Annotated in this window: 24 protein-coding genes; 1 reads left to right on the top strand and 23 read right to left on the bottom strand. The window is 35.8% G+C overall.

Features of this window, described 5'->3' with window-relative positions; all coding sequences use genetic code 11:
- Positions 1–27: 27 nt before the first annotated feature.
- The 17 genes from VCHSUH04_RS05040 to cobU form a co-directional block, all read right to left on the bottom strand.
- The gene (locus VCHSUH04_RS05040) at positions 28–906 is read right to left on the bottom strand and encodes a polyprenyl synthetase family protein (RefSeq protein ID WP_105085618.1); all 879 of its coding nucleotides are present in this window, start codon (positions 904–906) and stop codon (positions 28–30) included.
- Positions 907–915: 9 nt separating this feature from the next.
- Positions 916–1122, bottom strand: a complete 207-nt coding sequence (gene xseB / locus VCHSUH04_RS05035) for an exodeoxyribonuclease VII small subunit (protein WP_105085617.1) — start codon at positions 1120–1122, stop codon at positions 916–918.
- Positions 1097–2320 (bottom strand): exodeoxyribonuclease VII large subunit, encoded by a 1224-nt coding sequence (gene xseA, locus VCHSUH04_RS05030; RefSeq protein WP_105085616.1) that lies wholly within the window; start codon positions 2318–2320, stop codon positions 1097–1099. The genes xseB and xseA overlap by 26 nt, the downstream gene beginning before the upstream one ends.
- Before the next feature lie 2 nt (positions 2321–2322).
- A complete protein-coding gene (locus VCHSUH04_RS05025) occupies positions 2323–3276 on the bottom strand; it encodes a metallohydrolase (protein ID WP_105085615.1) in 954 nt (317 codons plus the stop codon).
- Complete coding sequence (gene nusB / locus VCHSUH04_RS05020; protein WP_105085614.1) at positions 3276–3680, bottom strand: transcription antitermination factor NusB; 405 nt, start codon at positions 3678–3680, stop codon at positions 3276–3278. Before nusB ends, VCHSUH04_RS05025 begins: the two co-directional genes overlap by 1 nt.
- On the bottom strand, positions 3670–4065 hold the full coding sequence (locus tag VCHSUH04_RS05015) for an Asp23/Gls24 family envelope stress response protein (protein WP_105085613.1): 396 nt from the start codon (positions 4063–4065) through the stop codon (positions 3670–3672). The genes nusB and VCHSUH04_RS05015 overlap by 11 nt, the downstream gene beginning before the upstream one ends.
- A gap of 12 nt (positions 4066–4077) precedes the next feature.
- Complete coding sequence (locus VCHSUH04_RS05010) at positions 4078–4458, bottom strand: Asp23/Gls24 family envelope stress response protein (RefSeq protein ID WP_105085612.1); 381 nt, start codon at positions 4456–4458, stop codon at positions 4078–4080.
- Positions 4459–4592: 134 nt separating this feature from the next.
- Positions 4593–5150, bottom strand: a complete 558-nt coding sequence (gene efp / locus VCHSUH04_RS05005; RefSeq protein ID WP_060924599.1) for an elongation factor P — start codon at positions 5148–5150, stop codon at positions 4593–4595.
- 15 nt (positions 5151–5165) lie between these two features.
- Positions 5166–6239, bottom strand: a complete 1074-nt coding sequence (locus tag VCHSUH04_RS05000; RefSeq protein WP_105085611.1) for a Xaa-Pro peptidase family protein — start codon at positions 6237–6239, stop codon at positions 5166–5168.
- Between the two features lie 70 nt (positions 6240–6309).
- Positions 6310–7008 carry a pseudouridine synthase gene (locus tag VCHSUH04_RS04995; protein ID WP_105085610.1) on the bottom strand — a complete coding sequence of 233 codons (699 nt, stop codon included), beginning with the start codon at positions 7006–7008 and terminating at the stop codon, positions 6310–6312.
- On the bottom strand, positions 7008–7646 hold the full coding sequence (locus tag VCHSUH04_RS04990; RefSeq protein ID WP_105085609.1) for a histidine phosphatase family protein: 639 nt from the start codon (positions 7644–7646) through the stop codon (positions 7008–7010). Before VCHSUH04_RS04990 ends, VCHSUH04_RS04995 begins: the two co-directional genes overlap by 1 nt.
- A 7-nt stretch (positions 7647–7653) precedes the next feature.
- Positions 7654–8784: a histidinol-phosphate transaminase gene (locus tag VCHSUH04_RS04985; RefSeq protein ID WP_105085608.1), complete on the bottom strand. Its 1131-nt coding sequence runs from the start codon at positions 8782–8784 to the stop codon at positions 7654–7656.
- Between the two features lie 24 nt (positions 8785–8808).
- The gene (locus tag VCHSUH04_RS04980) at positions 8809–9693 is read right to left on the bottom strand and encodes a GHMP kinase (RefSeq protein WP_105085607.1); all 885 of its coding nucleotides are present in this window, start codon (positions 9691–9693) and stop codon (positions 8809–8811) included.
- A 65-nt stretch (positions 9694–9758) separates the two neighbouring features.
- Positions 9759–10652 carry an adenosylcobinamide-GDP ribazoletransferase gene (gene cobS, locus VCHSUH04_RS04975; RefSeq protein ID WP_105085606.1) on the bottom strand — a complete coding sequence of 298 codons (894 nt, stop codon included), beginning with the start codon at positions 10650–10652 and terminating at the stop codon, positions 9759–9761.
- The gene (cbiB, locus tag VCHSUH04_RS04970) at positions 10652–11644 is read right to left on the bottom strand and encodes an adenosylcobinamide-phosphate synthase CbiB (RefSeq protein ID WP_105085605.1); all 993 of its coding nucleotides are present in this window, start codon (positions 11642–11644) and stop codon (positions 10652–10654) included. The genes cobS and cbiB overlap by 1 nt, the downstream gene beginning before the upstream one ends.
- A gap of 12 nt (positions 11645–11656) precedes the next feature.
- Positions 11657–13174, bottom strand: coding sequence for a cobyric acid synthase (locus VCHSUH04_RS04965; RefSeq protein WP_105085604.1), 1518 nt, complete (start codon positions 13172–13174; stop codon positions 11657–11659).
- The gene (cobU, locus tag VCHSUH04_RS04960; RefSeq protein WP_024066073.1) at positions 13167–13745 is read right to left on the bottom strand and encodes a bifunctional adenosylcobinamide kinase/adenosylcobinamide-phosphate guanylyltransferase; all 579 of its coding nucleotides are present in this window, start codon (positions 13743–13745) and stop codon (positions 13167–13169) included. Before cobU ends, VCHSUH04_RS04965 begins: the two co-directional genes overlap by 8 nt.
- A gap of 63 nt (positions 13746–13808) precedes the next feature.
- Between cobU and VCHSUH04_RS04955 the strand changes: the two genes are divergently transcribed.
- Entirely contained in the window at positions 13809–14144 is a 336-nt protein-coding gene (locus tag VCHSUH04_RS04955; protein WP_105085603.1) for a hypothetical protein, read from the top strand.
- 47 nt (positions 14145–14191) lie between these two features.
- Here VCHSUH04_RS04955 and VCHSUH04_RS04950 read toward each other — a convergent pair whose 3' ends face one another.
- The 6 genes from VCHSUH04_RS04950 to VCHSUH04_RS04925 all read right to left on the bottom strand — a co-directional run bounded on the left by VCHSUH04_RS04950 (position 14192) and on the right by VCHSUH04_RS04925 (position 18815).
- Positions 14192–14707 (bottom strand): cob(I)yrinic acid a,c-diamide adenosyltransferase, encoded by a 516-nt coding sequence (locus VCHSUH04_RS04950; RefSeq protein WP_105085602.1) that lies wholly within the window; start codon positions 14705–14707, stop codon positions 14192–14194.
- Positions 14708–14772: 65 nt separating this feature from the next.
- Entirely contained in the window at positions 14773–15180 is a 408-nt protein-coding gene (ndk, locus tag VCHSUH04_RS04945; RefSeq protein WP_105085601.1) for a nucleoside-diphosphate kinase, read from the bottom strand.
- A 22-nt stretch (positions 15181–15202) separates the two neighbouring features.
- The gene (htpX, locus tag VCHSUH04_RS04940; protein ID WP_105085600.1) at positions 15203–16078 is read right to left on the bottom strand and encodes a zinc metalloprotease HtpX; all 876 of its coding nucleotides are present in this window, start codon (positions 16076–16078) and stop codon (positions 15203–15205) included.
- A gap of 55 nt (positions 16079–16133) precedes the next feature.
- Positions 16134–17048, bottom strand: a complete 915-nt coding sequence (gene thrB, locus VCHSUH04_RS04935) for a homoserine kinase (RefSeq protein ID WP_105085599.1) — start codon at positions 17046–17048, stop codon at positions 16134–16136.
- A gap of 3 nt (positions 17049–17051) precedes the next feature.
- Positions 17052–18341, bottom strand: a complete 1290-nt coding sequence (locus VCHSUH04_RS04930) for a homoserine dehydrogenase (protein ID WP_105085598.1) — start codon at positions 18339–18341, stop codon at positions 17052–17054.
- A 24-nt stretch (positions 18342–18365) separates the two neighbouring features.
- Positions 18366–18815, bottom strand: a complete 450-nt coding sequence (locus VCHSUH04_RS04925) for an ACT domain-containing protein (RefSeq protein ID WP_005386672.1) — start codon at positions 18813–18815, stop codon at positions 18366–18368.
- Positions 18816–18828: the final 13 nt, after the last annotated feature.

Below are 18828 nucleotides of genomic sequence, written 5' to 3'. Positions count from 1 at the left end.
ATTTATACCTTCTTCAGGTAATACCAATTAATTAGTTCGTTCTAAAAGATAATCAATTAGAGCAGATAATATAGATGTATCATAAGAAACAGAATCTAATGCATCGTGAGCTTGTTGGCCAACTAATGCGGCTTGCTCTTTTGCTCCTTCTAAACCAAGGAAAGATACATACGTCGATTTATGTTGTCGAATATCACTACCAGGAGTCTTTCCTAATTCTTCAATTGTTCCAGTTACATCTAGAATATCATCAGTAATTTGGAATAACAATCCTAAACAATTAGCATATTCCATAAGCGCTGTTCGAGTAGCCGTATCTGCATTGCCTAAAATAAGGCCTAATTCTACTGACGCATTAAATAATGCACCCGTTTTTCCACTGTGCAAAACCTTTAACTCTTCTAGTGGGATATGCTTATCTTCACTGAGCATATCGAAGGCTTGACCACCGACCATACCTTCCGGGCCTGCTGCAGCAGCTACACATTTAATAGCATCTATTTTTTGCTGAGGCGTAGCAGTTTTATTCTCAGTCATTAGTTGAAAAGCATAAGTTAATAAACCATCACCAGCTAGAATAGCCATACCTTCACCATAAACTTTATGATTTGTTAAATTACCTCTGCGATAATCATCATTATCCATAGCTGGTAAATCATCATGTACTAAGGAATATGTATGGATACACTCCATGGCACATAGAAATTCCTTATAATCAGCTGGATCTTTATGAAGCATTTCTAACACAGCTTTAGATAAGATTGGTCGGATTCGCTTACCACCTTGCATTAAGCTATAACTCATGGATTCATAAAGAGGTTTAAATTCTTGATTTGGGCTACTTAATACCTCACCTAACCATTGTTCAATATGTTGTTTGCTAGACCCTAAATAATCTTTGAACATAGAATCTCCTTATTCGCTGATGCGAACTTCTTCGATAATTTGTTGAACTTCATTTTCAACTGAATCGAGCATTTCTGCACATTCTTTTACTAGTGTTAAGCCCTTTTTATATTGAGTTAAGAGTTCAGAGATGGTCATATCACCATCGTCCAATTGTTTCACAATATCCTCTAAGGCTTTATATTTTTTTTCATAACTTTTTAGTGATGCGGCCATCTTTATGCGCCTCCTTTACCGTAGCATTCACATAACCATCAGCAAGTGTAACTCGTATATCATCCTTTGGATGTAATTGAGTAACAGACGTTATAGGTTTATCATTATGTTCAACCTTTGCAAACCCTTTTACCATCATTTGTAATGGATTAAGAGATTCTAATTGTTGAGTTAATAATGCTAAACTGTGTTTCTTTGTATTGCATCGTTCTTTTGTAGCATTAGTTAATGATTGTGAAAGCTCTTGTAAATGCGTTTTCTGTTTATGCAAAAATTGTAGAGCTGGAATACCTAATCTACGATTAAAGAGCAATGTTAAATCTGTACGTTTCTGCTGTAAAGTATAACGTATAAACTCGTGTAGGTATTCTTCTTTTTCTGTTAATTGATCTTGTAGTGTAATAATAGGAAGTACAGCCATTTCTGCAGCGTGACTTGGCGTTGCTCCACGAGCATCTGCTACATAATCACATAAGGTATAATCTGTTTCATGACCTACTGCTGAGATAACTGGTGTATTAGCAGTATAAATAGCCTCTACAACTGCTCTATCATTAAAACACCATAAATCCTCCATAGATCCGCCACCACGACCAACGATGATAAGGTCTACCTCTGGGTCAGCATCAGCTGCTGCTATTCCTTTAGCTATAACAGGTCCTGCTGTATTACCTTGGACAGGAACGGAGAACAATTTAAATCGAACTAATGGGTTTCGTCTTTCACTGACATGTAAAATATCATGTAATACAGCGCCAGATTGAGATGTAACAATCCCTATGCAACTTGCCATGTACGGTAAATTTTGTTTATGGCTATCATCAAAGTATCCTAAGGCAGTTAATTCTCGTTTTAAAGCGTCAAATTCAAGCTGTAATGGGCTTTTAGAACCTATTTGCATATCGGATGCAATGAGATTTAAACGGCCCATTTTATTGTAAAAATTAACAGATGCTTTTACAGTTACTAATAGACCATTTTGAATGGCATTAGCCAACCCTTTTTGCATAACAGTGCTAGACCACATGGTAACATCAATAGCGGATTCTTCATCTTTTAAAGAGAAATACATATGACCACTACTATGACGCTTTGCATTAATAATGGTGCCGCTAACATAGACATTCTTAAGTAGATATTCACGGTCTAAGGTGCGCTTTATAAGATTGTTTAATTGTGTAATGGTTAATACATTCACGATTATCCTCTAGTTTCCTCTAAAAAAGCAGCGCCAAAAGCATTGCCAGTGGCATTATCAACAGAAAATTGTGGTTGTGCCACGTGTAATGTAATGTGATTACGTCTACAATAATGATCCATACGATGACGAAGTATACTATTGCTCATTACACCACCAACGGCAATTAATGTTTTAACAGGTTTATTTTTTAAATGATAGTTAATCATTTTTTCTAGTGCATTTCCAATAGAGGTGAATACAGCACGCGATAGATTAGATTTTTCTATATCATTCATGGAATCACTAATGCGACGCATAGCCGCACTACATGGCCCAGCAAAGCTTATCCAACCTTCTTTTACAGAAGATGGTAATGGTTCATATTCTGTAGTTTGTAATGCTAATGCTTCTAGATGCTTACCTGCAGGAAATGGCAAATCCATTGCAACACCAATACGATCTACATATTGACCGCCTTGTAAATCCTTAGAGCCGCCAATAATGTGAGACTCAAATATGCCTTCTCCTTTATAATGACAATATACGAGCTCCGTAGTACCACCTGATAAATGAAGTGCTAAAAATGGATCTTTAGGAATTGTTTTTAGTTCTCGAAGGGCAGCTAAAATATGATTTTCTTGATGTGCAAAAACTTGTAAAGGTACATTCATCATATGACTTAGAGATTGACCATACCCTAGCCCTACCATAAAGGCTGGCATATAGGAATTTTCCTCACGTCTAGGAAAACCACTAACACCGACACCACTAATTGGTAGTTGTGGCAATTCAGATATCAACTTAGGCAATGCCTTTGTATGTTGAAAGACCATATTTGATTGTTGTAGTCCTCGCTCACCCTGTTTGACCTCTAATATTTTGCGGGCTTCCCCAACTATTTGAAAGTCGCTATCTATAATGGCACAACTTGTAGTGTAGCAACTAGTATCAATGCCTAAGTAATATCGTTTCATTATTTACTCTTATTATATGCATCTAGAATTGCATTAATTAATTTATAAGAAGAATCAGAACCAAAATCTTTAGCTAATTGAATAGCTTCATTAATAGCTATAGATGGTTCTAAAAGTTCATCTTCATTTGTCATTTCCCATAGAGCAATACGTAAAATAGCACGATCAACCTTGTCTAAGTTTTCAACTTTACGTGATTTACAAAATGGCTGTAATGTTGCATCTATAGTATCAGAAGTGGATAATACACCATTTATAATATTATTCGCATAGGCCTTATCCATAGATTTATGCATATGTCCTTCTGGAAATTGAACATCACTTTGGTCTGAATGAAATTCATTAGCATATAACATTTGAAATGCGTATTGACGTGCTTCACGTCGATTTCGCTTAATTACCATGTGGAGTTGACTCCTTTTCTTTAACAATACCTTCAATATGAACATCAACCTTAACATGATTAAGATCAAGCATATTCTTTAAGGTTTGTTTGATTTCTAACTGCAATTGTTTGGATAATTCAATAAGATTGTATCCATACAAGGCTTTAATATAAATATTAATTTCAATAAAACCTTTACGATGTTTAACATTAATACCTGGTAAACTACGTTGACCAAAGGCATGTGTAATGCCCTCTACTAGTTCATCGTAAAAGCGAGGGCTTAAAGAATGAATACCTGGAATCGTAGCTAACGTTTTAGTAGCTACATCGATGATGACAGAGTCTGCAATATCAATGGTATCCATATCTAATCCATAGTTTAATTGATTGTCTGAACTCATATAGATACCCTCCTAAGGCTGTGATGGTGTTACTAAATCATCAAAAATAATGTCTTGTACCACTACATCAATGGTTTGTACCTCAATTTCGGTATAAGAAACTAAAGCTGTTTTGATACGTTCTTGTAAACGTAAGGCCACATCAGGGATACGGTATCCATATTGAATGCAAACATATAATGTTACAGAAAGAGCTCCTTCATCGTTAAATGATATCTTTACACCTTCATAATCAGATTTACGTCTAAAGAAGGCATTTACATCATCATTAAAGGTGGAGCTCATATGATGTATACCCTTTGTTTCAAGCGCTGCTATAGTAACAATCGTAGCATATACATCTTCACTAATCTTAATTTTACCAGACTCTAGTTCAGTATTTTTCTTGGTCATACTGGCCTCTTTCAAAAAAAGCACTTGTCCCTATATATAATTACATAGACGACAAGTGCTTACAGTGCAAATGTTAGATATATGGGGAATCAGATTCCATGAAAAGATCTAGCCCCAATACATATCAATACGTATTAGGCACGTTCGATGTATTGACCTGTACGAGTATCAATACGAAGTACATCATCTACTTCAATGAAGAGAGGTACTTTTACAGTGTAGCCTGTTTCCAATACAGCTGGTTTGTTACCACCAGTAGCAGTATCACCACGGATACCAGGGTCTGTTTCAACTACTCGAAGTTCAACAGCTACAGGTAAATCGATACCGATTACGATACCTTGGAAGAACATGATGGATACTTCCATATTTTCAAGAAGGAAGTTTTTAGCATCACCTAGTTGTTCAAGGTTAAGTTCAACTTGATCATAAGTTTCGTTATCCATGAATGTGTAAGCGCCATCAGATTCGTATAAGTATTGCATACGACGACGGTCAACATGTGCTTTAGGCACTTTTTCACCAGCATTGAACGTACGTTCTACTACAGAACCAGTTTGCAAATTTTTCATTTTAGTACGTACGAATGCAGCACCTTTACCTGGTTTAACGTGTTGGAAATCAACTACTTGCCATACATTACCGTCGATTTCAACGGTTACACCTGGACGAAAATCATTACTGGAAATCATCTAACTCTTCTCCTTCTAAATACCTATTTCAATTAACTCTTTTGGACTATGTGTCAACACCTCATAGCCGTCAGATTTGACGATGACACTATCCTCTATTCTCAATCCGATAGTACCTGTAATATAAATACCAGGCTCTACCGTAATGATCATATTTTCTGTAAATACTGTATCGAATTTTGTATTAGCCACTGGTTCTTCGTGAATCTCAAGACCTACGCCATGACCAGTGCCGTGATTAAATTCCTTGGTATATCCATGTTCTTTAATATAATCACGACATACTGCATCGAGTTCTTTACCAGTAATACCAGCCCGAACAGCAGCTACACCGCGTTTTTGTGCTTCTAAAACTATACTATACAGCTTTTTTTGTAATTCAGAGGCAGGACCCATTACAATAGTTCTAGTCATATCTGAATGGTAACCCTTATATACGGAGCCAAAGTCGAAGGTAACAAAATCACCTGCTTCAATGACCTTATCACTGGCTACACCATGAGGCATACTAGAACGGTTACCAGAAGCAACGATGGTTGCAAAGGAAGGTTCCTCTGATCCACGTTTTAACATTTCTGTTTCTAATATGATGCGCGCTTCGTTTTCTGTCATTCCTACCTTTAATTGTGGCAGTAATGCAGCAAAGGCGTCGTCACCAATTTTAGCGGCTTTTCGCAATAATTCTAATTCATCCTCTCGCTTAACTGCTCGTAGTTTAGCAAAATTGATAGATGTAAAATTAAAGCGTTCATCTAATGTATCACATAAGGTTTCATACGTATCTACCGGCATTTGCTTGCCTTCAATACCGAATAAACCTTCGTAAATATGATGCTCATTGAATATATCAACAAGAGTATCCATAACAGAGGATTCATATTGAATGACTGTATATCCTTCACATTGTTTTGTAGCTTGCTCAGTATATCTGAAATCAGTAATCATAAAGGCTTTATCTTGTGTAATAATAGCAAAGCCTGTAGTACCAGTAAAACCAGCAAAATAATGTAGATTAATAGGGCTCATCAAAATGACACCTGTTAATTCTTGCTCTTTAATATACTGTTGTAGCAGATTTAAACCATTCATAATCATGCTCCTAGTCAATAAAGTACAATTAATCTTACCATAAAATACCTATATTGAATAGAATTTTATGCTATTTTTTGAAAGCCTCTATATCACCAATGGTTAAGTCCTGTATAGAACCAACCTCTTCAATCCCTGTTAAATCTATATGACCTATAGTTAACCGTTTTAAATATGTAACAGTACCGCCTGCAGCACCAATCATACGTTTTACCTGATGATATTTGCCTTCTTCAATGGTAATATGCAGAGATTGAGAAGATACAACATCAATTAAAGCAGGCTTGCAATGGGTTCCGTCACCTAGTACAATCCCCTCTTTTATACGTTGAATTCCTTCTTCTGTTAACTTACCATCATATTCTACGTAATAAACCTTGGATACATGTTTATTACCATTAATGATTGAATGTCCCCAAACACCATCATTGGTAAGCAACAGTAATCCTTCTGTATCCTTGTCTAACCTTCCGACTGGAACTACTCCCATTTTAATATATTCAGGTGGCAATAAATCCATTACAACAGGATGATTTGCATCCTCCACAGCGGTAACATAGCCTTTGGGTTTATGAAATTTTACATAATACTGCTGCTTAGTATTAACTACTTGTCCATCAACTGTTATTACATCAGACTCAATATCAACGTGGATATCTTTTTTTGTTGTTATTTCACCATTAATAGTAACTCTTTGATCCTTTAAGAGTTGATGAACTTCTTTTCGACTGCCATAAGCTTTATTAGCTAATAATTTATCGAGTCGCATCATACATGTCCTTGGAGTAATTCAACATGAGCTGTATCATTGAGCAAATTCAAAATATTATGATCATATTCGCCCATACCATTATAGAAAATACGGTTAATAGCTGTATTACCTTGGCTGAAATTCCAACAATGACTAATAGAAATATCTAATAATTTACATAATAAGGTTCTAATAGTTCCGCCATGACATGCTATTAAAAGAGTCTCTTCCTCATCATTAACATTGAGGAATTCTTCCAGACCTGCCCAGGCACGATCTTGCAAATCTTTAAAGCTTTCGCCATTTGGTACTTTTACAAGATGAGGCCGCAAATACATTTCATCAATAAGGCCAGGCCAACGTGCTTCAATGTCTGAAAATAGCATAGCTTCCCAGTCACCAAAGTTAAGCTCTCGCAATCGTTTATCTACTGTGATAGATGTTGTGCGGTCACCTCGAATCGTTTCCGCTGTAACTAAGGCACGACTTAAATCACTAGATAAGATACGGTCAAAGGTAACATCTTTAAGGGCATTAGCACATGCTTTAGCTTGATTTAAACCGTTTTCATTGAGAGGAACATCTGTAATACCTTGATATTTCCCCATTTTATTCCAATCAGTTTCACCATGGCGCACAATATATAATGTCTTCATAATCTTCCTATACTTTCAAAATATCTGTCAGTTTATCCACTAGTTTGATATTAGTCTCATGATCTTTAATAGCAATGCGTACCCAGTGATTAGTTAAACCTATATAGGAGTCACAATTGCGCACAATCACATTATATTTCTTCAGCTCTTCATTAATATAGTTTGCTGTAATTCCTTCTTGATTAACTTGGAATAAAATAAAGTTAGCTGAAGGTGGATATACAGTAATTCCTTCTAAAGCATCTAATGCATTGTACATGAATGCTCTTTCTTCATTCAATTCTTGTTTTGTTCGCTTAATGTAATCCACATCATTCAAGGCAGCCTTTGTATATGCTTGCGCTAATGTATTTACAGACCAACTAGGGATATATTGCTGTAATTGAGTAATTAATGTTTTGTTAGCAAAAGCGGCACCAATGCGTAAACCAGGTACAGCATAGAATTTTGTGAAGGAATGAACTACGATGATATTATCAAATTCATTTACTAATGAGCGCATAGAATACTCATTATCTTGTAATGGATCATTACCAACAAAATCGATAAATGATTCATCTATAACAAGTAAGCTATTTGCATCTTTCAACATGCTCGCTACAGTGCGAATATGATCTTTATCAAGTAATGTACCATCTGGATTATTAGGATTACCTAAAAATACAATGATGCGACCATCTTGCCCTTTTAGTTCAGCTGCAAAGGTTTCTAATGCCAAATATGGTACCTCAAAATAAGGTTTTCCATTATCATCTTCCCGAGGTCGATAAAAAATATCACGTACAGGAATCTTACTTGCTTCAAGAGCCTCTTTATACTCAGAAAACCCTGGTGCTGGAACAAAAGCACCTGTATAGCCAGGTAAACGGCAAATAGCATATAATAGCTCGGCTGCACCATTACCAACTATAATATGATGTTTATTCATTCCATATGTATCAGCAATAGCATTTAATACATCATCATTGGTAGCATCAGGGTAATGAGAAATATAGCGTAATTGTGCATTTAAAGCATCTAATCCACGTTGACTTGGTCCAAGGGGATTAATATTAGCGCTAAAGTCGACTACCTCATATGGTTCAATTCGTTGTTCATGGGCAAACTGAAATATATTGCCCCCATGTATCTTAGACATTTAATTCTCTTTCTATTAAATATATTATCGTTTAATATAGGTTAATCCTTCATTTGTGGTTTCTACTGTATCCACATAGGATAAGTGAGGTAACTTACGTATGATTTCTTGCTTACAATCATCAATGCGACCATAATCTACGGGAAATAGAAGTCCCATTATGGTACCACTATGAGCTATGATTGTACCAACACTGTTATAGTAATTACCTATATCGTGAAAATCATATAAGTTTGCTTTATATAGTATGCGTTGATTACCAAAAGCACTCAATGTAGCTGCTTGACCAATTAAATTGATATCATGTGTATTTAAGCCTCGTTTAAATAGATCTAGTGATTCACATATAATAGGCTCTTTTTCTAAAATTTTAGTTTGTAAATCTACTTGTTGATTAAAGGTAATGGTATCTATACTACCGCCTTCATCAAATACGAGAATTTTCAATGGCGGACACATTCCTAGTGGTTGAGAAATGGTACCTTTAATATAATCAAACTGCGTTACACCTTGGTAAAATGAAGCATCTGTAGGTTCTACGGATAAACAGATTTGTTCTAGTTCTTTTAGTGATAAATTATAATCCATAGCTAAAGCAGTAGCCATAGCCGTTACAGAAATATCCGCAGAACTTGAAGCCATTCCTTTACCTTGTATAATGTCAGAACGTACATATACAGGTGGACAAGTTTGATCTTTATTATTTTTCTTTAATAATCGTTGTACTAATTGTCTTGCCAGAGCTGACTTAGGTTGTAATGCACAATAATGTTTTGAAAATGGATGTTTTACATTACTTAATGCGTAGGAGTAACGATTAATAGGACAAGTCACTAAAAATGACTGGCCATTAATAGAACCTTGTAGAAATTCCCCACATGTACCTGGGGCTCTTACATAATAGGTCACATTAAACTCCTTTCGCATTAAACAAAAATAGTAATTATTTTTACAAAACAATGGATAAATAATTATTAAAACATCGTAGTGTTAGAGGCCACAGAAGCAGATAATACAGATAATATAATAATATAAATTAAAAGTAGTATAACCTCTGTAACTTCAACAACAAATCCGTAAGTATCACCTGTAGTACCACCAAGTTGCTTAACAATATAATGGTTAAGTATACGATTGATAATATAGGTAATAATCATACTTACAATATTGATTTGAAAAATACCTAATGTAGCGTAAACCAATACACCTAATCCAACAACATAGCCTACATCAGCTACAGAAAAAATAGAATATACACCATATAAAAGGGTATATAAAATTACACCAATTAGTAATATTACAATAGGCATAAAGAAGGTTGAAAGTGTATTGTACGTAATAACATGTTTTGGTGCTAAATTGGCGAATGCAGCCCCCATCCCCTGCTCTCGTGCATAGGGATAGGATCGAATACTCAAAACAAGGGACCAACGGCTCATTAATGGCATCATAATCAGTGCCATTGGAATAAATTCCGCTGTTGGAATCGCTGTTAATAATTGCCATTTTAAAAGTGTAACAAATACAAAAGCAACAACACCAAAAGAGCCTATACGGCTATCTTTCATAATTTCTAACTTACGGTCCCTTTCACGTCCAGAAAATAAACCGTCACTGGTGTCCATTAGGCCATCAGCATGAAGACCACCTGTAATTAAGAATTCCGCTATCACAAGGATTAACATCAATGGTACTAACGGTATAAATGGTGATAATATACCATACAATAATGCTAAAATAAGGCCAATAATTAAGCCTACATAGGGAAAGGCTACAACGGATTTACCAAAATCTTCTACAGACCATTCTGTTTGATTAACGATTTTTAAACGTGTTAGAAACTGTAATGCTATGAAAAAAGGTGTCATTATACATTCATCCCATAAGTAATGGCTGTACTAATTATGATCATTAGTATAGTCGTAAAATACATCATATAAATTGTACGTGTAATGTGGTTACGATTTAATTTTTCAATAGGATCTCCCATGTATTCACGGAAGGTCATTTTTTTGAAATATTGGTTGTAACCACCTAATCGAATATGTAAGGCTCCTGCAACTGGTGCTTCTGCATAACCGCCATTAGGACTTGGATGCTTATGGGCATCACGCAAGCCAATTTGTAGGGCTTTTTTAGCATCAAAGCGTAAAAAGAATGCAGAAATTATTAATAATATAAAGGTAATGCGTGCAGGAATCCAATTGAGCACGTCATCAAAGCGAGCTGCTACTCGACCAAAGTATAAATATTTTTGGTTCTTATACCCAAGCATAGAGTCCATAGTATTGGCTGTTCTATATAGAATTGCACCCATTGGACCGCCAAGGATAAAGAAGAATAAGGGAGCAATAATTCCATCTACTGTGTTTTCAGCAATGGTTTCTACCGTAGCTCGTGTAATTTCACTCTCATCTAATTCTTCTGTATCGCGACCTACAATCCAAGATAATCGCTTACGTGCCTCTACAATATTATCTTGTTTAATTAATTGGCTAATAGTAAAGCCTGCACCAGCTAGTGAACGTGGAGATATAGCAATATATAAAATAATTACTTCAAGAGCATATTCTACCCATTCATCAACTACGCCACCAAGCCATAGTATTAAAGACACTATAATATATACAGAAACGAGGATTAAGCCAACCGCAATACCACCGTACCATAATTTTTTAGTATCGTTATCAGTATCTTTATAGAGAACTGCTTCAAAAAAAGATATGATGCGACCAATAATAGCTACAGGATGGTATTTACTATTGGGATCTCCAATGAGTAAATCTAATAAAAATGCTAAGACTGGTATACATGCAAAGCTATACTTTGTAAACCAATGCAAGATTGTTAAATGTTCCATATATCTCCCCTATTACCCCAAGGTAGACATAATATAATCCATATCTAAGTGTTCCTCTACAATATCAGCTAATCGATTATAAGCTGCATTCTTGTGTTCGAAATAATGGAATACTACATCTAATGGTTCTAACCCCTTACGTTCACGCAACTGATTGATAATAAAGCGTCTAAACTCATCATTATCAAACACACCATGAATATATGTCCCCATTACTTGGTGATTACCATCGATAAAACCATCAACTACATTAACGGCTTTTTCACTGCGACTTGTAATGGTGAAACAACGGTGCACAGTATCTACTAATGGTGTAGTATCACCCATATGGATTTCATAGCCTACTAGTTTTTCACCTGTAAATGTACCATTCAAAAATTGAAGATTTGAAACATTGAATTCTACTTGATGTGTTGTTTTTTGATCCTTCATAGTCGTAGAAGAATCGACTAAACCAAGACCTTCAATTTCTTCAATATCTCCTTCCATATGATGCGGATCATAAATCGTTTTACCCAACATTTGATTGCCCCCACATACACCAATGACAGGTGTACCTTGGTCAGCAAGTTTTTTTATTTCATCGGCAAAACCAGAGTTACGAAGATATGTAAGATCTGCTAGTGTATTTTTTGAGCCCGGTAAAATGATTAAGTCCGGCTTGCCTATAACATCGCCAGGGCCTACGAATCGAACAGATACATCTGGTTCATAATTTAATGCATCAAAGTCAGTAAAGTTAGAAATTTTAGGTGTTTGCATAACCACTACTTGAATATCTTTAGTACCACTATTCCGTTTGTTTTCCAGTGCAACAGAGTCTTCTTCATCAATATCAAGGTTTTCAATGGCAGGAATGACACCAACTACCTTTTTTCCTGTTTTTTCTTCAATGAAGGTAAGTGCAGGTTCTAATAGTTTAATATCACCACGGAATTTATTGATAACAATACCTTTAATGAGATCTCGTTCTTCTGGTTCGAGTAATTCTAATGTACCCACAATAGATGCAATAGCACCACCACGATCGATATCAGCGATGAGATATACAGGTGCTTTCGTCATTTTAGCAATACGCATATTTACGATATCATTAGCCTTGAGATTTACTTCTGCAGGGCTACCTGCACCTTCAATAACCATCATATCGAAATTGGAATCTAAGAAATCGATAGATTCTTTTACTTTATCAAGGGCGGTTAAAGAATATTTGGTATGGTATTCTTTAGCACTATAAACGCCCACAGGTTTACCCATCAATACAACTTGAGAAGATTGATTACCTGTAGGTTTTAATAACACAGGGTTCATTTGTACAATAGGATCTATGCCAGCAGCCTCAGCTTGCGCTACTTGAGCACGACCAATTTCATCGCCCCATTTTGTCACATAAGAATTGAGGGCCATATTTTGAGCTTTAAAGGGAACAGTTTTAAAACCTCTTCTATAAAAGATACGGCATAATGCGGTACATAAAATACTTTTACCTACATTGGAACTTGTTCCTTGGAACATAATTTTCTTAGCCATTTATATGAACCTCCTGGGATTTTAATTCAATGGTAACGCCACTAATCGTTAAGTATAATTTGTCAGCCTCAGTTGCTACTGTTCGATTGACGCGGCCTGCAATATCTCTAAAATATCTTGCTAGCTTATTATCTGGTACAATACCAAGACCAATTTCATTAGTTACAAATATAACTATTTTATCATCACTTACTTTGATTAGATTTAATAATGCTTCTAATTCTGAAAGTACCGTATCTTCTAACCGATTTGCATCTTGTTGGCCTTGAATTGACCCATGAGCCATCATATGATTTGTTGTAAACATGGTTAAACAGTCTATGAGTATTACATCCGCTACACTACTAATATGTTGCCACTCTTCGGCCAAATATAATGGTATTTCAAAATTCGTCCATATATTACCACGTCGCTCTTGATGTTTCTTTATACGATCAACCATTTCATCATCAAAAGCTTGTCCTGTTGCTACATAAGCTTTTCGACCTTCTGTAGCAAGGGCTAAACGTTCTGCAAATTCACTTTTTCCACTTCGTGCCCCACCGGAACACAATATAATTTGTGATTTCATAATGCACCTATACAAGAATTTATAATTTCAGTATCATTATAAGTATAACAAAGGAGCGATACTATGGAAATTATGAATATGAAACTAAAAATGATGGCTACGTTATGGGATAATACCTATCGTGTTGCCATCGACGATGGACAAGGTAAATATATTGGCACCGCACGTGTAGTAGTAAATGTTCCACTACCACCAGAAATGTTACCAGAAAATGCACCTCAAGTAGAACCACAGCTATTGGTTTTGGTAGAAGATTTTGATTTTGGAGCTGATAAGATTATAAACTTCGAAACAACACTTTCTGATCTATTGAGAGAAAAATTCCGTTATGAAATTCCTCATATTTTCTTCTACTATCCAAGTCCGCACGATGTTTTAAATCAAACAATTTCACAATAAGGTCTATAACGAGCAAAAAGCTATGTAAAATACATAGCTTTTTTTGTTTATTCAGCTCCAATTTCCTCTTCTACGCGACACATAATAAAGCAAAGATCGGATAGACGATTTAAATATTTTAAATTAGATTCGTGAACGCTTTCACCAGCATCTAATACACGCCATAAAGCGCGTTCAGCACGTCGAGTAATCGTTCTCGCTACATGTAAATAAGCTGAAGATTGTTTTTCACCAGGAATCACAAAATTAGATAATGGTTCAAGCTTTTCGTCAAAGCGATCAATGACCTTTTCTAAATGTTTAACATGTTGCTCTGTAATGACTGGCGCTGCATTTAAACTAGCAATATCGGCCATTAAAGTCCATAAATTGCGCTCAATATCATATAATTCAGTAGCAACACGTGAATTTTCCGCATAGGACCGAGCCAAGCCTAAAAAGGCTTGTAATTCATCGATTGTACCATAAGCTTCTACGCGTAATGAGGATTTAGGTACTCGTTCACCGGTATATAAACCAGTTGTACCAGCATCGCCTGTTTTTGTGTAAACACTACTTGCCATATGTATTACCTCCTATAGAAATACATAAATGTAGAATGAAAAGCTATATGTTCTCAATCTTGAGATTATTTATATTCTGGGAACCAAAGACTAACTTCGCGAGCAGCGGATTCTGGAGAATCAGAAGCATGTACTACGTTAGCGTCCATTGTTAAGGCATAGTCACCACGAATACTACCAGGGGCCGCATCTACAGGATTTGTGGCACCGTTTAAAGCACGTACGGATACAATTGCATTCTCACCAGCTAAAACAAAAGCGAGAACTGGACCAGATGTAATAAAGTCAACCAATTCACCAAAGAACGGTTTTTCTTTGTGCTCAGCATAATGCTCTTCAGCGAGTTCACGAGGTACCTGTAGTAGCTTTAGTGCTTTAATAACAAGACCCTTACGTTCATAGCGACTAAGAATTTCACCACTTAATTGACGCTTAACTGCATCTGGTTTTATTAAAACTAATGTTTCTTGCATGATATCCTCCTGTAGATATTAATTAAAATAATGCTTTCTCTTTATATTTAGGATTCATTGCTTGTTGTTTCAATTTTGCAATACGTTCCTCTGTACGAGGATGTGTACTAAAAAGATTGCTCAAGCTTTCACCAATACCAACCATAGGGTTGATGATAAACATATGGGCTGTTGCATTACTTGCATTTGGCAATGCACCATGTTTTGAATAGTAATCAATTTTTGCAAGGGCAGATGCCAAAGCTAAAGGATTGCGACACATGTCTCCGCCACCTTCATCAGCCAAGAATTCTCTGGCACGAGAAATGCTCATCTGAATAAGACCTGCTGCGATAGGAGCAATAATTATGGCACCTATTAATTCTAAAGGATTAGAACCTTCTCGATCATCGGAGCGACCAAAGATTGCAGAAAATTGAAGAACGTGAGCAATCATAGAAATAGCCCCCGCCATCATAGCTGCAATAGTACTAATCAATGTATCACGATTCTTAACATGGGTTAATTCATGTCCTAGAACACCTTCTAGCTCGTCATCTGTTAATAGTCGTTGAATACCTTCTGTAACAGCAACTGCTGCATGACTCGGATTTCTGCCTGTTGCAAATGCATTAGGTACATCACTTGGAATGATATAAACTTTTGGCATTGGTAACTTACCATTCTTAGCCAAACGTTCTACCATACCATATAATTTAGGGTTAGATTGTGCAGTAACTTGTTGTGCATCATATTGTGCTAAAACGATTTTGTCGCTATACCAATAGGACATAAAATTCATGCCCATGGATATAACGAACATAATCATCATACCACTTCTACCGCCAATCATATCACCTAAGACCACTAAAATGGCCGTCAAAGTCGCTAATAAAAGCGTTGTTTTCATATTGTTCATAGTTTCCTCCAATTATAGTTATGGACTATGCCTAACACTATAATTATACCACAAACTAGATAATTGACGCTCCTGTACTATCGGCTTCTAAGCAGTAGGTTTTATTTTCAATACCATTAGCTGTAAATACAGCACCCATAGCATCTGCTACGGCTTGTACGTGGGCTTTATCTACATAGGCAATTAAAGTAGAACCTGATCCACTAATTGTAGCACCATATGCGCCAGCTGCTTTAGCAGCATCAAAGGCTGCATCACAATGTGGTATCAATGTTTTTCTATATGGAACATGTAAATTATCATCTAATGCAACAGATAAATTGCTTAATTGATGTGTAATCAAACTAGTTACAAATAAAGATGCATGGCTCACATTTTGCACAGCCTCTTTAAATGGTACATGATTAGGCAAAACAGAACGAGCGTATTCTGTAGAAACCATGACCTCAGGTACTACAACAGCAAAATGCAATTCAGAGGGGACAGAAATAACTGTGTTAAGCACTTTGGTTTTCAAACCAGTTGCACAGCATAGATTACCATAAATAGCCGGTGCTACATTATCTGGATGACCTTCCATGCGATTTGCAATAACAAGTAACTCTTCCTTTGAAAGAGGATGTTTTACTAACGCGTTTGCTAGTAAAAGCCCACCTACAATTGCCGTACTACTACTACCTAAACCACGAGATGGTGGAATTAAGGTTTCAGACGTAATATGTCCATATTGAATTGGTTCTTGCACAGTAGCAAAAACTTGATCCATTGCAAAGCCAATAAGATTTTTTTTAGGATCTTCAGCACGTAAAATGTCTGCGCCAAAACCTTCAAAAGTATAGGTGTATTCAGTAGCTTTTACATCAGGTGTAAAGCTAAAAATATTGTATAGATTGAGTGCCAAACCTAAGCAATCAAAACCAGGTCCACAGTTAGCACTAGTGGCTGGTACTTGTACGCGAACAGTGTTCATAGTTTAAGCTTCCATAATACGAATTACACTATTAACAGACTTAACGGAACGCAAGCTGTTAAAGGAATCGATAAGATTTAAAATATAAGATCTAGGACATTTAGAGGTTACAATCGCTAATACAGCAGTTTCTGGATCCATATTTCTTTGAACGATGGATAAAACAGAAATCTTTTGTTCTGCTAATTTAGCAGAAATTTTAGCCAATACACCTGTTTTATTATCTACTTCCAAACGTAAGTAATAGCTAGATTGAATCTTACCAGGAGAGTAAATATTCTTTTGGTCATAATAGAATGGTTTCAAACGACCTGTTTCGTTGTATGAAACATTTTTAGCCACTTCCATAATATCGGATACTACAGAGCTACCTGTAGGTAAGCTACCAGCACCACGACCGTATAGCATTACATCATCAATACCATTACCTTTTACATAAATCGCATTATAAGAACCGCGAACAGATGCTAAAGGATGTGTAGTAGGAATAAATGCTGGGTATACATTTAGAGATAACCCTTGACTAGTTTCTTTTGCAATACCTAATAGTTTGATGTTATAACCAAATTCTTTACCGAATTTAATATCTTCCGTATCAATGCAAGTAATACCTTCTACGGATACATCTTCAAAGAAAATGCGACGGTTGAAACTAATAGATGCAAGGATAGCAAGTTTACGTGCCGCATCTAGACCTTCAACGTCTGCTGTAGGATCGGCCTCAGCATAACCAAGATCTTGCGCTTCCTTTAGTACGTCTTGATAGCTTAAACCTTCTTCAGACATTTTAGTTAAAATAAAGTTTGTAGTACCATTCATAATACCGATGAGCTCAGTAATACGGTTGCCAGCTAAAGACTCATATAATGTACGGATAATTGGAATCCCACCTAATACAGATGCTTCAAAGCGTAAATCTACGCCGTTTTTGCTAGCTAAGTCTAATAGATATGGGCCGGATTCTGCTAACAAATCTTTATTTGCAGTTACTACATTTTTTTTAGCCTTTAAAGCACCTTCTACACAATCTTTAGCAAAGGTTGTACCACCCATTAATTCCACAACCATTTGAATGGAATCATCTTTTAGTACTTCATCAATATCTGTTACATATTGAGCTGTTTCAGGCAATGTAATATGGCTATATTTATCAGGATTACGTACAAAGATTTTAGAAATTTCAACATTAACACCTGTACGATTTCTAATTAACTCAGCATTATCTTGCAATAAATTAAATGTACCTTGTGCAACAGTACCAAAACCTAATAACGCAATTTTTATATTGGTCATAATTGTCCTACTCTCTTAATTAGCCTATGCTTGGCCTAAAATTTCTACTTTAATAATGCCCTTCATAGAGCGAATATCTAATAATAAATCTTCTAATGAACCTTGTAAGTCTTTAGTTTCAAAGGAAATGCTGCTATTAGCTATACCTTGTAGTGGAATGTCTTGATTGATTGTCAATATGCTACCATTGCGCTCTGCAATTGCTTTTAACACACTAGATAACATACCTGATTCATTAGACATTGAAACATAAATGCTTACAATTTTACCTTGAGCAATTTCAAAAAATGGGAATACATAATCTTTATACTTATAGTATGCAGAACGACTCAAATCCATCTTTTCCACTGCTTCATTAATAGTCTTAACCTCACCTAGTTTCAAAATTTCTTTTACCTTAATCGTCTTTTTTATCGCTTCTGGTAAAATATCTTCTTGCACCAGATAAAACTTATCTTTTTTTGGTTTAGTCATAGAACACACACTC

The organism is Veillonella sp. T14073-2 (assembly GCF_002959875.1).
Taxonomy (GTDB): domain Bacteria; phylum Bacillota; class Negativicutes; order Veillonellales; family Veillonellaceae; genus Veillonella; species Veillonella infantium.
This window is presented reverse-complemented; position numbering and strand designations above follow the sequence as displayed.

Excerpts from the sequence above, each read along its gene's own strand:
- VCHSUH04_RS04955 (WP_105085603.1), top strand. The coding sequence starts at position 13,809 with ATGGAAATTATGAATATGAAACTAAAAATGATGGCTACGTTATGGGAT.
- VCHSUH04_RS05015 (WP_105085613.1), bottom strand. The coding sequence starts at position 4,065 with ATGAGTTCAGACAATCAATTAAACTATGGATTAGATATGGATACCATT.
- cbiB (WP_105085605.1), bottom strand. The coding sequence starts at position 11,644 with ATGGAACATTTAACAATCTTGCATTGGTTTACAAAGTATAGCTTTGCA.
- VCHSUH04_RS04995 (WP_105085610.1), bottom strand. The coding sequence starts at position 7,008 with ATGCGACTCGATAAATTATTAGCTAATAAAGCTTATGGCAGTCGAAAA.
- VCHSUH04_RS04990 (WP_105085609.1), bottom strand. The coding sequence starts at position 7,646 with ATGAAGACATTATATATTGTGCGCCATGGTGAAACTGATTGGAATAAA.
- VCHSUH04_RS05000 (WP_105085611.1), bottom strand. The coding sequence starts at position 6,239 with ATGAATGGTTTAAATCTGCTACAACAGTATATTAAAGAGCAAGAATTA.
- xseB (WP_105085617.1), bottom strand. The coding sequence starts at position 1,122 with ATGGCCGCATCACTAAAAAGTTATGAAAAAAAATATAAAGCCTTAGAG.
- htpX (WP_105085600.1), bottom strand. The coding sequence starts at position 16,078 with ATGAACAATATGAAAACAACGCTTTTATTAGCGACTTTGACGGCCATT.
- VCHSUH04_RS05010 (WP_105085612.1), bottom strand. The coding sequence starts at position 4,458 with ATGACCAAGAAAAATACTGAACTAGAGTCTGGTAAAATTAAGATTAGT.
- cobU (WP_024066073.1), bottom strand. The coding sequence starts at position 13,745 with ATGAAATCACAAATTATATTGTGTTCCGGTGGGGCACGAAGTGGAAAA.
- efp (WP_060924599.1), bottom strand. The coding sequence starts at position 5,150 with ATGATTTCCAGTAATGATTTTCGTCCAGGTGTAACCGTTGAAATCGAC.
- nusB (WP_105085614.1), bottom strand. The coding sequence starts at position 3,680 with ATGGTAATTAAGCGAAATCGACGTGAAGCACGTCAATACGCATTTCAA.
- VCHSUH04_RS04985 (WP_105085608.1), bottom strand. The coding sequence starts at position 8,784 with ATGTCTAAGATACATGGGGGCAATATATTTCAGTTTGCCCATGAACAA.
- VCHSUH04_RS04965 (WP_105085604.1), bottom strand. The coding sequence starts at position 13,174 with ATGGCTAAGAAAATTATGTTCCAAGGAACAAGTTCCAATGTAGGTAAA.
- VCHSUH04_RS04950 (WP_105085602.1), bottom strand. The coding sequence starts at position 14,707 with ATGGCAAGTAGTGTTTACACAAAAACAGGCGATGCTGGTACAACTGGT.
- VCHSUH04_RS05025 (WP_105085615.1), bottom strand. The coding sequence starts at position 3,276 with ATGAAACGATATTACTTAGGCATTGATACTAGTTGCTACACTACAAGT.
- cobS (WP_105085606.1), bottom strand. The coding sequence starts at position 10,652 with ATGACACCTTTTTTCATAGCATTACAGTTTCTAACACGTTTAAAAATC.
- VCHSUH04_RS05040 (WP_105085618.1), bottom strand. The coding sequence starts at position 906 with ATGTTCAAAGATTATTTAGGGTCTAGCAAACAACATATTGAACAATGG.
- thrB (WP_105085599.1), bottom strand. The coding sequence starts at position 17,048 with ATGAACACTGTTCGCGTACAAGTACCAGCCACTAGTGCTAACTGTGGA.
- ndk (WP_105085601.1), bottom strand. The coding sequence starts at position 15,180 with ATGCAAGAAACATTAGTTTTAATAAAACCAGATGCAGTTAAGCGTCAA.
- VCHSUH04_RS04925 (WP_005386672.1), bottom strand. The coding sequence starts at position 18,815 with ATGACTAAACCAAAAAAAGATAAGTTTTATCTGGTGCAAGAAGATATT.
- VCHSUH04_RS04930 (WP_105085598.1), bottom strand. The coding sequence starts at position 18,341 with ATGACCAATATAAAAATTGCGTTATTAGGTTTTGGTACTGTTGCACAA.